This window comes from Johannesbaptistia floridana (assembly GCF_057440575.1).
Genome location: NZ_JALKVM010000423.1, coordinates 1 through 14,181, shown reverse-complemented (window position 1 = coordinate 14,181; position 14,181 = coordinate 1). Strand labels below are relative to the sequence as shown.

The 14,181-nt window shown below is 36.3% G+C and carries 14 protein-coding genes and 2 pseudogenes; 8 read left to right on the top strand and 8 right to left on the bottom strand.

Going from position 1 to position 14,181, the window contains the following annotated elements:
• Positions 1-9 precede the first annotated feature (9 nt).
• Positions 10-846: a metallophosphoesterase gene (locus MW688_RS24280; protein ID WP_486738613.1), complete on the bottom strand. Its 837-nt coding sequence runs from the start codon at positions 844-846 to the stop codon at positions 10-12.
• Positions 847-980: 134 nt separating this feature from the next.
• On the opposite strand from MW688_RS24280, the gene ilvC reads away from it, so the two are divergent.
• Positions 981-1,976, top strand: a complete 996-nt coding sequence (gene ilvC / locus MW688_RS24275; RefSeq protein ID WP_486738591.1) for a ketol-acid reductoisomerase — start codon at positions 981-983, stop codon at positions 1,974-1,976.
• A 36-nt stretch (positions 1,977-2,012) separates the two neighbouring features.
• Here ilvC and MW688_RS24270 read toward each other — a convergent pair whose 3' ends face one another.
• The 3 genes from MW688_RS24270 to dpsA all read right to left on the bottom strand — a co-directional run bounded on the left by MW688_RS24270 (position 2,013) and on the right by dpsA (position 4,147).
• The gene (locus tag MW688_RS24270) at positions 2,013-2,237 is read right to left on the bottom strand and encodes a hypothetical protein (protein ID WP_486738590.1); all 225 of its coding nucleotides are present in this window, start codon (positions 2,235-2,237) and stop codon (positions 2,013-2,015) included.
• Between the two features lie 991 nt (positions 2,238-3,228).
• Positions 3,229-3,423 (bottom strand): CPXCG motif-containing cysteine-rich protein, encoded by a 195-nt coding sequence (locus tag MW688_RS24265; RefSeq protein WP_486738589.1) that lies wholly within the window; start codon positions 3,421-3,423, stop codon positions 3,229-3,231.
• A gap of 172 nt (positions 3,424-3,595) precedes the next feature.
• Entirely contained in the window at positions 3,596-4,147 is a 552-nt protein-coding gene (gene dpsA, locus MW688_RS24260; protein WP_486738588.1) for a DNA starvation/stress protection protein DpsA, read from the bottom strand.
• A 153-nt stretch (positions 4,148-4,300) separates the two neighbouring features.
• Between dpsA and MW688_RS24255 the strand changes: the two genes are divergently transcribed.
• Entirely contained in the window at positions 4,301-4,579 is a 279-nt protein-coding gene (locus tag MW688_RS24255; RefSeq protein ID WP_486738587.1) for an Asr1405/Asl0597 family protein, read from the top strand.
• Positions 4,576-5,154 carry a (2Fe-2S) ferredoxin domain-containing protein gene (locus MW688_RS24250; protein WP_486738586.1) on the top strand — a complete coding sequence of 193 codons (579 nt, stop codon included), beginning with the start codon at positions 4,576-4,578 and terminating at the stop codon, positions 5,152-5,154. Before MW688_RS24255 ends, MW688_RS24250 begins: the two co-directional genes overlap by 4 nt.
• 21 nt (positions 5,155-5,175) lie before the next feature.
• Here the strand turns inward: MW688_RS24250 and MW688_RS24245 are convergent, their stop codons facing one another.
• A complete protein-coding gene (locus MW688_RS24245) occupies positions 5,176-5,382 on the bottom strand; it encodes a hypothetical protein (RefSeq protein ID WP_486738585.1) in 207 nt (68 codons plus the stop codon).
• 2,229 nt (positions 5,383-7,611) lie between these two features.
• Here MW688_RS24245 and MW688_RS24240 point away from each other — a divergent pair.
• A pseudogene (locus MW688_RS24240) lies at positions 7,612-8,130 on the top strand (transposase); the annotation flags it as partial.
• Positions 8,131-8,317: 187 nt separating this feature from the next.
• On the opposite strand, the pseudogene MW688_RS24235 reads toward MW688_RS24240, so the two are convergent.
• Both MW688_RS24235 and purE read right to left on the bottom strand, forming a co-directional pair.
• A pseudogene (locus MW688_RS24235) lies at positions 8,318-8,545 on the bottom strand (transposase); the annotation flags it as partial.
• Between the two features lie 714 nt (positions 8,546-9,259).
• Positions 9,260-9,796, bottom strand: coding sequence for a 5-(carboxyamino)imidazole ribonucleotide mutase (gene purE, locus MW688_RS24230; protein WP_486738584.1), 537 nt, complete (start codon positions 9,794-9,796; stop codon positions 9,260-9,262).
• A 14-nt stretch (positions 9,797-9,810) separates the two neighbouring features.
• On the opposite strand from purE, the gene nagA reads away from it, so the two are divergent.
• From nagA to MW688_RS24215, 3 genes are all read left to right on the top strand, one after another.
• A complete protein-coding gene (nagA, locus tag MW688_RS24225; protein WP_486738583.1) occupies positions 9,811-10,965 on the top strand; it encodes an N-acetylglucosamine-6-phosphate deacetylase in 1,155 nt (384 codons plus the stop codon).
• 92 nt (positions 10,966-11,057) lie between these two features.
• Positions 11,058-11,783: a glycerophosphodiester phosphodiesterase family protein gene (locus MW688_RS24220; protein WP_486738582.1), complete on the top strand. Its 726-nt coding sequence runs from the start codon at positions 11,058-11,060 to the stop codon at positions 11,781-11,783.
• A 371-nt stretch (positions 11,784-12,154) separates the two neighbouring features.
• Positions 12,155-12,307, top strand: a complete 153-nt coding sequence (locus tag MW688_RS24215; protein ID WP_486738581.1) for a hypothetical protein — start codon at positions 12,155-12,157, stop codon at positions 12,305-12,307.
• A 55-nt stretch (positions 12,308-12,362) separates the two neighbouring features.
• On the opposite strand, the gene MW688_RS24210 is transcribed toward MW688_RS24215, so the two are convergent.
• A complete protein-coding gene (locus MW688_RS24210; RefSeq protein ID WP_486738580.1) occupies positions 12,363-13,367 on the bottom strand; it encodes a permease in 1,005 nt (334 codons plus the stop codon).
• A 169-nt stretch (positions 13,368-13,536) separates the two neighbouring features.
• On the opposite strand from MW688_RS24210, the gene MW688_RS24205 reads away from it, so the two are divergent.
• Positions 13,537-14,088: a DUF3172 domain-containing protein gene (locus tag MW688_RS24205; RefSeq protein WP_486738579.1), complete on the top strand. Its 552-nt coding sequence runs from the start codon at positions 13,537-13,539 to the stop codon at positions 14,086-14,088.
• Positions 14,089-14,181: the final 93 nt, after the last annotated feature.

Below are 14,181 nucleotides of genomic sequence, written 5' to 3'. Positions count from 1 at the left end.
AGGTTTTATTTAACTATTTTGACTGACCAGGGTAATTACCGTCAATTCTGGTGGGCAGTTAATACGCCCTGGAAAATAACTCCCTAGTCCTCGATTGACATAGAGTTGATTTCTCCCAATTTGATGCCACCCTCTTGCCCAATTCCAATTACGTGCCACACCTCCACATTCTTTCAAAAAGGGAATCCAAGGATGTAAATAACGAGGTGTATTTTTTCGTATGGTTTCTAGCAATAGGGGCGCTGGTCCCAAGCCAGGGATTACAATTTGTCCCCCATGTGTATGGCCAGATAGTTGTAAATCAACTCGCCATTTACTTAGTATAGATGCTGTATCGGGATTATGAGATAATACTAAACGTGGTGTATCAGGGTTTAACTGGTCTAAAACTGAAGCAGGTTGAAATTCTTTTGACCAAAAATCCGCTAATCCCACTAGGGGAAAATCTGCTCCCCAGGGATAGGCTATTTCATTCCAAAGTACTTTTATGCCTACATTAGTTAACGCTTGGATAATTTCTGCTCTCCCGGGGAGATAGTAACTGTCATGATTGCCTAAACAAGCGTACACTCCCTGTTTACTTTTTAAATGTTTGAGTTGTAAGGCTAATTGATGAATTGGGTCTGGTTTATCTGTAATAAAGTCTCCTGTAAGTATAACTAAATCAGGGTTTTCTTGATTACTAGCGGCGATCGCCTCTTCTAATTGTTTTGTTGATAGGTGCAAACCATCGTAGTGGAAGTCTGATAACTGTGTTAATTTTGTTTTTACTAACCTTGGTGGTAAATCAGCTATTCCTATTGTCAGCCTTTCTCTACTTAAAGGTTCTGAGAATATTGAATACATATTTGCTGTTTGATAGTTATTTTTATAGTTAATTTTTTCCATACTGTTTTAGTATAGCCTTTTATTAATTTCAGTAATTAGAGTATAATGAAGAGTTTACAGAATTAATTTTTACTGCCAGGAGATATTTTTTTATGGCAAAAATGTACTATGATGCCGATGCCAATCTCGATTTACTCACAGATAAAACTATTGCAATTATTGGCTACGGTTCTCAAGGTCATGCCCATGCCCTTAACCTTAAAGAAAGTGGTGTTAACGTAATTATCGGACTCTATGAAGGAAGTAGGTCTGTATCTAAGGCTGAAGCTGCTGGTTTTCAGGTTATGAATGTGGCTGATGCTGCGGCTAAAGCAGATTTAATTATGATTTTATTACCTGATGAGGTACAGAAACAAATTTATACCCAAGAAATCTTACCTAACTTAACGGAAGGTAAAATAATCGCCTTTGCCCACGGTTTTAATATTCATTTTGGTCAAGTTGTTCCTCCAGATTTCGTAGATGTGATTATGGTAGCACCAAAAGGCCCAGGACATCTGGTAAGACGTACTTATGAACAGGGAGAAGGTGTTCCCTGTTTATTTGCCGTCTATCAAGATGCTTCTGGACAAGCTCGCGATCGCGCTATGGCCTATGCTAAAGGTATTGGTGGTACTCGTGGTGGCATACTCGAAACTACCTTTAGAGAGGAAACTGAAACTGATTTATTTGGAGAACAAGCTGTACTTTGTGGTGGTTTAAGTGCCCTCATCAAAGCGGGATTTGAAACTTTAGTTGAGGCTGGATACCAACCAGAGTTAGCTTATTTTGAATGTCTCCATGAAGTTAAGCTCATCGTTGATTTGATTGTTGAGGGTGGTTTAGCTAAGATGCGTGATAGCATCTCTAATACTGCTGAATACGGTGACTATACTCGTGGTCCGCGCATAGTTAATGACCAAACACGAGCTGAGATGCGCCGTATTCTTGAAGAAATTCAGTCTGGTAAGTTTGCTCGCGAGTTTGTCTTAGAAAACCAATCGGGTAAACCAGTATTTACAGCAACTAGACGCCAAGAAAGTGAACATTTAGTTGAAGAAGTTGGTCAAGATTTACGAGCTATGTTTAGCTGGTTAAAAAACAAGTAATTAACAGTAATTAATCTCAAATTGCGGGAATATAATTTAATTCCCGCGTTTTTTTTGTTCCATTTGTTCAATTGCTTCGTCAGTCTTTCCGTAGGGACTTTCTATTTCTTTGTCAGGAAACAAACTTACTAAATAACCGTTTACTGTCTCCCGAGTTTTCCGACTATACATACCAATGCTTTCCGGTAAAAATAAGTCTCCAGCAGCAATATACAAAATTATTAGGGGTACAACTACTTTTCCAAAGTTTCTTTTCAACATAATAACACCTCGATTTATCTGTATTTTTACTGATATTTTGATTGATTTTTTCCTTGTTTAAATAGAATTATATCATCACTAATTAATTAATGACAACTTCACTATTACCGTGACTCTACTAGTTTATCTTGTTGATAATTTCTCCATTAATCTGTGTTAGTACTGATATTTTGATTGATTTTTTTGATTGTTTAAATAGGATTATATCATGACTAATTAATTACAAATTAACCAGTACTCTAATTATAGCAATTAATTTTTTTGTCAAAATTGATACAATTACTTATTAATAAGAAAAAATCATTTTAACTTGGTGGTATTTTCCTGATCTAGTCTTCGGATCAACTGCTAAAGTGCTTGTTTATAGCAATTCTCATACTGGTGAGGTACAGAGGTTATCCTTTTGAGGCAAGAGAGGCAAGAGAGTTAGGTACAACCTCATGAGTCCGAAAAATGCTATATAGAAATTTCCATGTTTTGGAACAGACCCCTAGCCTTGAACCCAACCAATTCCACGGCAAGATAATTTCAGTAGATGCAGGGGTGCAATAAACTTACTCAAAATTGCCAGCGAAAGCGGAGAGCGCCAAGAGAGGCTGTTTTTTGGTCAATAATCTTGAGTTATTGGGAGGCGCTCTCCGCCACTTCATAAGTTATTTGTGACCCCAAACCATTAACTGGTAAAGGCTGGCAATTTTGAGCAGGTTTTCTCTCGCGGCATAGGTATCTTGAGAAAAAGAAAGAAAATTAACCTTAGAAGAAAAAACAGGATAAACGCCCATTTGCCTCAACTCATATCTTGCACCAGAACTTATGTACTAAATTAACCTCAGAAAAAGTTCATTTCTCTTTAGCCTATATCTTGCAAAGGTATACCAATTTTTAAGCGTTGAGCATCAGTTCTTTAACTCATTACTCATTACTTCAAAACTCATTACTCAACCACAACCAGTAACATTAGGTAAAGATGCAAGATCTGAGTCAACCACTTCTAAGATTCTGGTTCACTATTAATAATTATTGTTAGCGTTTCTGGATTGATTTCTATATCTAAAATATTTGGCTGACAACAAATTTGGCAGTCTTCTACATAAGATTGATAACTACCTGTTGTTATGTCTATAAAAGTTGTGTTAATTTCTCCACAAAAGGCACAAGTATAATTAGCTGTGGTTTCTAAAGACATATATTTTCAAAGGTGGGATTGATTATCAGGATAATAAATTAAAAGGAAAGGAGAAAATCCTTTCCTTATTGTATCGCTCTCGAATTTTAACTGTGACTGCGCTTATGGGGTCACCCGCAAGCCTCGGATTTTAAATCTGGAGAAGGCTTTATTTGAATAATTGCCAAAATTATTAATTGCGATTACCATTTAAGCCCAGAGTTAAGCTATCAGGTGCGAGGAAATGATCTAAATGATAGGCTCTTTCTTCAGTTGATAGTAAGATTTGCTCATATAAATAACGGGTAGCGCGATCGCCTAAACTTTCTGCTTGAGCTGCTTGACTACGAATTACTTTAATAACTTCTTGTTCTGCCTTTAAATCGTGTTCAATCATGGTGCGAACGTCAAAAACTCCGTCTTCTTCTGGAGTAAAGCAAGTCAATTCAGCTAATTTACTAAAGCTTGCTGCTGGTACTCCTCCTAAGCCGTTGAGACGTTCTCCTAATTCATGAACATGTTCTTGGACTTCTTCGTATGATTCTTGGAAATATTGGTGTAATTGGTAAAATTCTGTCCCCTCTACCACAAAGTGATGTTTTTGATACTGTATGTAAAGAGCTTGGAAACTAGCCAAACTAATATTTAAGCCTTCGCATACTGGAGTGGTTACATTTTTGTCTAGTAAGATAGGGTTCTCTTTTATTTCTGTAAAATTTTGTACTAATCCTTGATTAGTTACCATTTGAGTCTATTCCTTAAAATTATTATCCTCTCTTCATTCTAGCTAATTTCCCTCAAAGTATTTCTTTTTCTTAATAACTGAGAATTTTTTCTATTTAGTGCTATACTGAAAAAAAGAAAATTATTAAGAAAGATTCTCAATTAGTCGAAAAAGATGTCAAATAGATATCAAAAGAGCAAAGAAACTCAACCAGTCAGTGTAAAAAATAGCGATCGCTGGCAAGTATATTATCGATTATTAGATTTAAACATCCCCTGCTCCTGTAGCCTTGGTCAACCCTTATTAATAGAACTGCATAGTCCATTAGTGGCGATTCAAGTTTGGCAAGTGCTTCGTCAAACCCAGATGAAGCGAGTTGATTTAATCAACTGGTTAGAAACTTGTTGGCAAACAGATTTATCCCAAATAGTAGTAGAGGAAAATAAGCAATGAAAACAATATCTAAAACATCTTTTCACAATCTAGAAGGGCAATTTCGAGGTTTTATCTATAAAGACGGATATAAAATTAAGTATTTGCGTTTAGAAGTAAACCAGAAAGAATACTGGGTCAAAGTACAAAAAGAGCAAAGAGAAGAATTAGAACAGGTATTAAAACCAGATATGTGGCTACAAGTAGCTGTAATAGCTAAAGTTTCTGATAAAACAGGAAAATTAAGCTTAAAAGCAGAATCAGTGGAGACACTTACAGATATTAAGAATAATTCTAGTAAAAAACCAAAGGCCACTAGTGAAAATAAATCTCAATCTCCAGGGAAATGTATTCTTATCTGTCAAAAATCTAACTGCTGGAAAAAAGGCGGAGAGGCAGTTTATCACGAATTAACCAATAATTTAGTTAAACATGGTTTAGAAGAAGAGGTGAAAGTTAAAAAGACTGGGTGCTTGAAAAAATGCAAACAAGGACCGAATCTAATCGTTTTACCGGACCGTGCCCATTATACTCAGGTACCATCTTCAAAAGTACCTAATTTATTGGAAGAACATCTAAATATAGGAAATGGCTAATTTAACTTGATGAATATATAACTATTTTACTACATTCCATAACGTTGCTTCACTCGGAACCACTAACTCACTATCTTGAGTAGTATAATTGATATCAGTATTCATTCCTAGAAATATAGGAATCGAAGCAACAAGAAAAGAACTACCTACAATTAAGCCAATCATAGCTACTTGAGAGGCTTCAATGTATTGACTTTTAATAATTTCTATTTTCTCGTGAGTTCTCATAATCCAGATATATCCCAACTCGTTTTCTTACTCTATTTTAACAAAATTCACTGTAAAAATTGTTACATTTCGTTGAGTTAAAAAAGAATCTCAATGGGTGATACTCAGATTTTGCATCTTTACCTAATGTTACTGGTGGGGGATGAATAATGAGTTTTGAAGTTTTGAAGTTTTGAAGTTTTGAAGTAAGAAGTTTTGAAGTAATGAGTTAAAGAATTAATGCTAAACGCTTAAAAATTGGTATACCTTTGCAAGATATGGGCTAAAGAGAAATGAACTTTTTCTGAGGTTAATTTAGCATTAGTAGGGTGTGTTAGGGCGCAGCCCGTAACGCACCATAATGACTCTTGAAGTGAAAGAAGTTTTGAAGTAATGAGTTAAAGAATTAATGCGATCGCCCTTAAAAATTGGTTGACCCTAAAGGCGTATTCAGACTAGATTTTGTAGGTTGGGCAGGGAGATAACCCAACATTAATGTTTAATTAATTATATAATTAAATATTGATGCAAATCCTTAAAAACCCTCTTTCTCCCCCTCTCCCCCCTCACAAGGGTAGGTTTTTTACCAAGAGCTTGTAGTGAGGTTGAGACAAAGAAGACAAGGAAGGAAAGTAGACAAGGAAGTATCTGTATTTTAGGGGTACATTAATGGGACAAGACGCTGTTTTAATTGTATTATCTCCCTTGTCTCCTTGTCTTCGTTCCTCCCTTGTCCCGTCCTCACCGAAATGTTAAAAACCTACCCTTATCAGCTCTCCCCCTCTCCCCCTCTCCCTGCTCCCCCTCTCCCTGCTCCGGTGCTCCCCCTCTCCCTGCTCCCTGCTCCGGTGCTCCCCCTCTCGCCTGTTGGCCTATTTAGTACTTTTGTATTTGCGTGCTTTGGTCTAAGACAAAGAGAATTTAGAATGTAAAACGGATATCTTACACTTTTAAGGAGATTTCCCTCATCTTTCCGCCCTCATGGAGACTCTCGCTAAACTGAGATCTTGCACCAGTACTTATGTACTAATTTAGCTGTCAGAAAAATTCATTCATTTAGTGGTTTCGGTGGATTTTTTGGTTCAAAAAAGTAAGTATAAATACTTAAAAAAACTCATTACTCATTACTCATTACTCATTACTCAACCATCACCAGCAACTTTTGGCAAAGGTGCAAGATCTGAGCTAAACCTCTCATCAGGTTAGCGATGAGAGGAAATGAGGGACCATTATTATGTTGCATAGTTGTATCCAGACGCCTTGTGAATAGGTTTACAGTATTTGTGACTAATACCTTGAACTGTTTGGTTAGCAGTTTTAATGTTAAAACTACCTGTTGTTGGGTAGGTCTGGAGCATTACTGCTCCGTTCCCCCTCAACATTAGTTTTTGAAGGTTACTAACCTTTTTGACATCACCGCCAAAGAGTTGCTCTAAATATTCTCTGTCTCAGATTCCTAACATTACGACGAATCCTGACCCAATCAATATTGTGCCACTTCTTATTGTCGTTTGTTCCTTGAGTTACGATTACATTTGACTGCATCTATCTTTTCCTTTTTGGTTCGGTTTCCTTACTTCGTAATATGAGCTGATTTCACCTGGTTAAGTGGGCACTTTTTCAAGTTGGGTATTCCCTATCTGACAGGTTATTTATTACCCTTGTCTTTCGACTGTCAGCCTTCGCTTTTTAACCATCCTTTACCCTCTAAGGGATTCCGCTTTGCTGGCGCGAGAGCCTACTCCTAGATTATTCCAAGAGACCTTATAGGGCTTATCCTGTTTCACATCTTTTGAGATCCGATGACCTTATCCTTCTGCTATACTCCGAGGGATTTATTGGTAGTCTAAATATACGTCAGAAAATAGTATATTCTTTTGGCACAGGTCGTTAAATCCTACACCTTTATCCCCATCCAACCCAGGTCATCTTTACCTGATTGGTCTAGCCTGACGAAGCTTACACAGATTCACTTTCGTTAGGCTTAGTCATCTTACCCTAGCCACTCGTCTTGTGAGATGACTCCACGCCACAAATGACATTTAACTCTCTAGCTGTGAGACTCTACCGTTACCAGTAACGCCCCTTTGAGCGGGTACAGCCTTGACTACTAGGCTGGGAACTTTCTGAGAGTTCCACTCAAAGGATGCAACTTTCAGGTCGCACTTTCTGACTGCTACTCTACCGACATAAGTTCCTGTTTTCGTAGCCTTTAGTTACAACCGCTTTGACAATATCTCCTGTTTGAAATTAACGAGAATAAAAAAAGGAGCATCTGTAGAAATATTAAAGCGATTTACCAATAGTCATGACTTAAAAGATAGCTTGATTAATATAGGTTGTGGCAAAAAGGGAACGCCAATTGTTACTTTACGTTTAGTGGAAATTAGGTCAAAAAATAAATGGCATTCGTACTTAACATCAGTAATAGATTCTCAAATTTTACCTCCTCATGTAGTGGCTAATTTATATGGTAAACGTTGGCGAATAGAGGAAGCATTTAATATAGTAAAAAGATTATTGGGGTTAAGTTATTTATGGACAGGTTCAGTTAATGGAATTAAATTACAAATATGGGGGACTTGGCTATTTTATGGAGTATTAATAGACTTAGGAGATGCGGTAGCAGAGGAATTATCATTACCATTTGATTCAATTTCAATAGAAATGATATATAGAGGATTATATCACTTTATAGTTGCTTATAATAAAGGGGAGGCAAAAGACGTGGTTAAATATTTTTCATCTCCAGAAAGTAAGCGTTCAGGGGGGAATGAAAATATTGAACATTAGGAACAATCTCTCTCACTGTGTCTAATTCTTGCTTATTAAAGCCTAAATCATCAAAAAATTCTGAAGCCAATTCAACGCGCTCTTCATAACGGACATCTCACGGTGGCTTCGATTCGCTTCGCCACCCGTGTCCTCATCTTTTATGGCTTTTTCTATCACATCAGAAAATCCTTTGTGCTAATAATTCGCTTAGGGTATAATCTGTATAAGAAAGATGCCGATAGTCTTGAAAACATTTAGAAAAATTTTCTGTAATTTTTAACTTTTTATCTAATTCTGCTATTAAGATAATACCCGCATTTGAGGTAATAAGTCCATCACTAAAATCTGCAATAATTTCTTTTCTCTGTTGCTTTTTAAAATATAATTCTTGTCTTTTTTTATTACTCATTTACTTTATTTAATAGAATAAAATTAATGTCAAACTATTTAAATTATACCAAATAAAATTATTTTGATAATATTTAATTAAGGGTATTTTCTAAGAGTTAGCCGAGATTTTTATTTCCCTCAAATAAAAATTTTTCTTGGTTCTCTCAAACCTTATTTTGTTATCGAGCTTTTTTACAGAGTGTTGTTTTCCAAAGAGGAGCTACATCTAGGTTAAATCGTTATTCTATAAAGCTTCTGAAATTAGCGATCTCGAAGAGATCGAGAGCGAAGCTCAGTGCGCAAAGTTTGTGAGAAATGCGGGTAACCATAGAGCTACAAACTGGCGAGGTATTTGTAGGTGTGATGGCTTTTAAAACGTAGTTTGATTAGAACTAAGACTGGTCAACTATAGGCTTTTGCAAGCCCCCACTATAATCGGTACTCCGATGATCGTGGTGGGATGTTGACGGGTGTACTCATTTTTTTAAGTAGGGCTTGCTGAATAAGTATAAAACTGTTACTGGATATAGGTTTGATCTGGTTCTCTTGTAAAAAAAAGTGCCACGTAGTAGGGGCGCAAGGCTTGCGCCCTTTGCTGATACTTGCGCCCTTTGCTGATACTTGCGCCCTTTGCTGATACTTGCGCCCTTTGCTGATGCTTGCGCCCTTTGCTGATACTTGCGCCCTCATTTATTATGCTGAAACCTAAAACCTAACACCCACCTCAGCCTATTTATTCTTGAGATTGAAGATAACTTTGGTAGCCCAAACTATCTAACTTATCTTGTTTAGCTAAAACCATTGCCGAAAGTTCCTCTCTATACTTTTGTACCTTAGAGAGTAAAGTTGAGTCAGAAGTAGCTAAAATTTGTACAGCTAATAAACCTGCATTTTTAGCATTGCCAATAGCTACTGTTGCCACGGGAATACCTCCAGGCATTTGCACAATAGAATAGAGAGAATCAACCCCTTGTAGATGACGGGAGGGGACAGGGACACCAATTACTGGTAAAGGGGTTAAAGCTGCTACCATACCAGGTAAATGAGCAGCGCCTCCGGCACCAGCTATAATCACCTTTAACCCTTTAGTATGGGCAGAGGTGGCATAATCAAACATTCTTTGGGGAGTACGATGGGCAGAAACAATCGCCACTTCTGTAGGCACACCAAATTCTGCACAGATATCAATAGCTGCTTTCATAGTGGGTAAGTCAGAGTCACTGCCCATAATAATCCCAATCATTGCTGCTTTGTTTGTATTTACCGTCATTAGATTTTAGATATATGAATCAAGATTTAAAAATAATTCGTGCGCTAATACCAGGATATCAGGAATTACAAGAAATTACCGTAGATAGCAAAGGTTTAATTATCTCTCAACAAGCTTGGGTTGATAAGTTTGATGATAAATATATTGTTATTGATTTAGAGGGTGATTGGCTATCTCTAGGAGGTGTGGACTTACAAATCAATGGCGGTTTAGGCTTTGCTTTTACCGATTTAACCACAGTAGAACCTTTAGGGAAAATTGCTGAATACTTAGCAAGTCAAGGTATAGACGCCTTTTTGCCCACAATTATCACTACAGATTTAGCAAAAATCAAGACTTCTTTATCAATAATTGCCGATTATATGAGTCAACAAGATTCTAGACACTCTCAAGTCTTGGGGGTTCATTTAGAAGGACCTTTTTTAAATCCTGAAAAAAGAGGTGCCCACCCTCCACAATATCTCTTACCCCTAACTTTGGAAAATGTCTACAATCTTTTAGGAGAGTATACCTCAATTATCAAAATTATCACTCTAGCACCGGAACTAGATTCTACAGGTACAGTTATTCCCTATTTAGTTAATGAGGGTATTGTAGTTAGTTTAGGCCACTCTCTAGCTACTAGTGAAGAAGCAAAACGGGCATTTAGCCAGGGAGCAACTATGGTAACTCATGCTTTTAATGCTATGCCTAGTCTTCACCATCGTCAACCAGGTTTATTAGGAGAGGCAATTATTGACTCTAGGGTTAAATGTGGTTTAATCGCTGATGGTTATCATGTTTGCCCCACTATGATGCAATTACTCCTAAAAGCTAGTACTTATGAAGATGGTGTGTTTTTGGTGAGTGATGCTTTAGCGCCTCTGGGTTTGGGTAATGGATGTTATCCTTGGGACAATCGCCAAATAGTAGTAAAAGATGGAACTGCTAGATTAGAAAATGGAACTTTAGCTGGTACTACTTTACCTCTTTTGGCATCTGTAGAAAATTTAGTTAAATGGGATATTTGTGATGTACCTGTGGCTATCTCCCTAGCTACTACTTCTCCTCGTCAAGCTTTGTCTTTACCTATGATGTCACCAGGACAACCTGCTCGTTTTTTACGCTGGCATTGGGATAATGTTAATCATCAGTTAAGTTGGTCGAGAATTAAGTTAACAAATTATTAGCATCTAGATTATTATCTTAAGTGTAAATAAAAGCTAGTTATTTCCTTCTCAGCGAAAAGCTAAACAAATAAAATATCTATAGGGTTAAACTAATGCAATGGCTTACTTCTCAACCTATTGCCCATCGAGGTTTACACAAAGGTCCAACCATTCCAGAAAATTCCCTTGCTGCTTTTGAAGCGGCTATTAATCATCATTATCCCATTGAGTTAGATATTCAGTTTATGTCTGATGATAATATAGCTGTTTTTCATGATGATAATTTAGAAAGAATGACTGGTGTTCAAGGGAAAATTTCAGAACAAACGGCTGAAACTATCAAAAAAATAAGGCTTTTAGATACTAATCAATTTATTCCTCTATTAGAAGATGCTTTATCTTTAATTGATGGACAAGTACCAATTTTATTAGAAATCAAAAATACTGGTTCTGCTGGTAAATTTGAAGAAATTTTACTCAAAAAATTACAACCATATCGAGGGGAGTTGGCGATTCAATCTTTTAATCCTTATTCTCTCGCTTGGTTTGTGGAAAATGCTCCTCACATTACTCGTGGTCAATTATCCACAAATTTTTACAATCAACCTTTACCTTGGTATAATCAGGTTTTACTAACTAATTTAATGTTTAATTGGCTCAGTAAACCTAATTTTATTGCCTATGATATTCGCTTTTTGCCCAATATTGCTACTCAAATAGCTAAGCGTATTTTTTCTTTGCCAATTATCGCTTGGACAATCCGTAGTGAGACAGAATTGTCTCAATCTCGTCAATATGCTGATAATGTAATTTTTGAGTACATAAATTTTAAAAATTAAATTGCGCTTGTCATCAGGCTATTTATCCTTCGGATTGGGAGAGGATTGCTTGTACAATACGTGCAATATTTCTGGCATCATCTATACCTCGATGATGTACACCATCAAGGGGTAGATTAAGCATTGAGCATTAATTCTTTAACTCATTACTCATTACTCATTACTCATTACTCATTACTCATCCACAAGTAACTTTGGATAAAGATGCAAGATCTGAGTGTAATGCGTCTTAGCATATCAAAAAATTTATAACCTGAGAAAGAGTTTTAATGAGTATTGTTGCTCAAAATCAGCCAAAAGATGTTTACATTTTCAGTATTTTTAACTAGAATAGAAGAAAGAAATAAAAAAATAATATCAAAAAAAACATCATGGATAAACAATTACATCAATTAACTTTAGCGATCGCCAGCAGCTTTGTGGTAACTTTACTATTTTTAATAGACCTGGGCGTATTTAGCCAAAACAAAGGAAAAGTAGCTCAATTACCTAAGCAAATCATCTTCTTAGAAAACATAGAATAAATTTCAGAAATAAATTTCAGAAATAAATTTCAGAAATAAATTTCAGAAATAAATTTCAGAAAAAGTAACTATAGCTGAGAGTCAAGATAAAAGTTAATTGCCCCGCAAGAATAAAGAAGTAAATAATCATTCTAGGCTTGAAAATAGACAACATTAAGCCAATAGCTTTGATGTCAATCATGGGACCAAATACCAAAAATGCTAGTAAAGAACTATTAGTAAAGGTAGAAGCAAAAGAAAGTGCAAAAAAAGAATCAACAGTAGAACAAATAGAAACAACGGCGGCAAGCAGCATCATCGCTAAAATAGAACTAATAGTACCTTGACCAAGAGTAACAATAAACTCTCTAGGTACGAACATCTGAATAATAGTGGCGATCGCACTGCCGATAATCAAAATGCTACCTAAATCCCGCAATTCCTTAATAATATTATTTAAAAATGAGGGTAAAAATTTTGGTTTACTTGTTTTATTGAGCAATTCTTCATCTAACTTTTGTATATTTCCCAACTCATCAGTTAAAAAACTTCCTCTCTCTAACAGGGGAGATTTTTTTTCCCTACCACTATCTCCAGCTACCTGGCGATTAGCAAATTTAGTGGTAAGACGTTTAGCCAAAAGATTATTTAGCAAAGGACGTGAATCCTTTTGAATGCTAAAAATACAAGCTATAATACTAGCAATTAACCAAGAAAAAAGAATTCTCAACCAAACTATCTCAGGCTGATCTCGAAAAGCTACCCAAGTAGACCAAATTACAATAGGATTAACAGTAGGTGCAGCTAATAAAAAGCCAATGGCTACAGAGGTAGGTAACCCCTGAAGTAAAAAGCGTCTAGCAACGGGAACATTGCCACACTCACACACGGGAAAGAAAAAGCCGATAAAACTTCCAAACAAAGAACCAATAATAGGATTACGAGGCATTCTTCTGGCAAATTTTTGTTCATCAACTAGTAACAATAGGGTAGTTGATAGTATTGTTCCTAAAACTAAAAAGGGAATCGCTTCTACAAGGAGACTGAGAAAAATAGTGAAGGCATCTTGGAATTTACTCATTTATAGTATTTAAACCTATATTAATATTACTAAAATTAGCTTTTTTTAGTAATTATAGTTAAACAGGAAGTATGAGATTTATTGGAGATTGAGAGAAAAAAATATGTTAAGCTGAGAGTAAATAACATATAACTAAATCTATTAATACTCGATTATTTAAATAAAAACTATGAAGCGTAACTCTACTAAATATGCACCACCTCGTCCCGGTCCTTCTCGTAACTCTTCTAAGCCATCCTTTTTGAGTCAGCTTAGTGTAGCTACTATTGCTTTATTTGGAGTAATATTCGTCATGGGGATTGGTGTAGGTATCGCTTTTAGTTCTACAGCTACTTTGAATCCAGAAAACGTAGCCTCTCGTGAAGTAATAGACAGGAGTGCGCCAGACCCAGAATTATGCGTTCAGTTCGGTGCTAGTGCTATTGTAACAGATATGCGTGTTTTTCTCACTCTTAATCCCTTCAATGTGTATGTTACTCAACCACTGATGACTCCAGGGTGTGTATTGCGCCGTAATAACTGGTCAATTTTAGAAAAAGAAAATTTAGTAACTCAAGAACAAGTAAGAGACTGTAAACACCGTATGAATACCTTTGGTTATACAGGAACTTTAGAAGCAACCCCAGCGATAGACTGTATTTATCAAAATAATGCAGCCGGAAATCTCTTCCTAAATCGTCCTGGGAATTTAGGTCCAGTTAGAGAAACTGAAAAATTCTAAAAGTAGGGTGTGAACTGCGCGGAGCGCGTAACGCACCATAATGAGTAATGAGTAATGAGTAATGAGTAATGAGTAATGAGTAATGAGTAATGA

Bases quoted from the DNA above. Each gene is read 5' to 3' on its own strand.
- MW688_RS24220 (WP_486738582.1), top strand. From the start codon at position 11,058: ATGCAATGGCTTACTTCTCAACCTATTGCCCATCGAGGTTTACACAAA.
- MW688_RS24215 (WP_486738581.1), top strand. From the start codon at position 12,155: ATGGATAAACAATTACATCAATTAACTTTAGCGATCGCCAGCAGCTTT.
- MW688_RS24250 (WP_486738586.1), top strand. From the start codon at position 4,576: ATGAAAACAATATCTAAAACATCTTTTCACAATCTAGAAGGGCAATTT.
- MW688_RS24205 (WP_486738579.1), top strand. From the start codon at position 13,537: ATGAAGCGTAACTCTACTAAATATGCACCACCTCGTCCCGGTCCTTCT.
- dpsA (WP_486738588.1), bottom strand. From the start codon at position 4,147: ATGGTAACTAATCAAGGATTAGTACAAAATTTTACAGAAATAAAAGAG.
- MW688_RS24280 (WP_486738613.1), bottom strand. From the start codon at position 846: ATGTATTCAATATTCTCAGAACCTTTAAGTAGAGAAAGGCTGACAATA.
- MW688_RS24245 (WP_486738585.1), bottom strand. From the start codon at position 5,382: ATGAGAACTCACGAGAAAATAGAAATTATTAAAAGTCAATACATTGAA.
- nagA (WP_486738583.1), top strand. From the start codon at position 9,811: ATGAATCAAGATTTAAAAATAATTCGTGCGCTAATACCAGGATATCAG.
- MW688_RS24210 (WP_486738580.1), bottom strand. From the start codon at position 13,367: ATGAGTAAATTCCAAGATGCCTTCACTATTTTTCTCAGTCTCCTTGTA.
- MW688_RS24270 (WP_486738590.1), bottom strand. From the start codon at position 2,237: ATGTTGAAAAGAAACTTTGGAAAAGTAGTTGTACCCCTAATAATTTTG.
- MW688_RS24255 (WP_486738587.1), top strand. From the start codon at position 4,301: ATGTCAAATAGATATCAAAAGAGCAAAGAAACTCAACCAGTCAGTGTA.
- ilvC (WP_486738591.1), top strand. From the start codon at position 981: ATGGCAAAAATGTACTATGATGCCGATGCCAATCTCGATTTACTCACA.
- MW688_RS24265 (WP_486738589.1), bottom strand. From the start codon at position 3,423: ATGTCTTTAGAAACCACAGCTAATTATACTTGTGCCTTTTGTGGAGAA.
- purE (WP_486738584.1), bottom strand. From the start codon at position 9,796: ATGACGGTAAATACAAACAAAGCAGCAATGATTGGGATTATTATGGGC.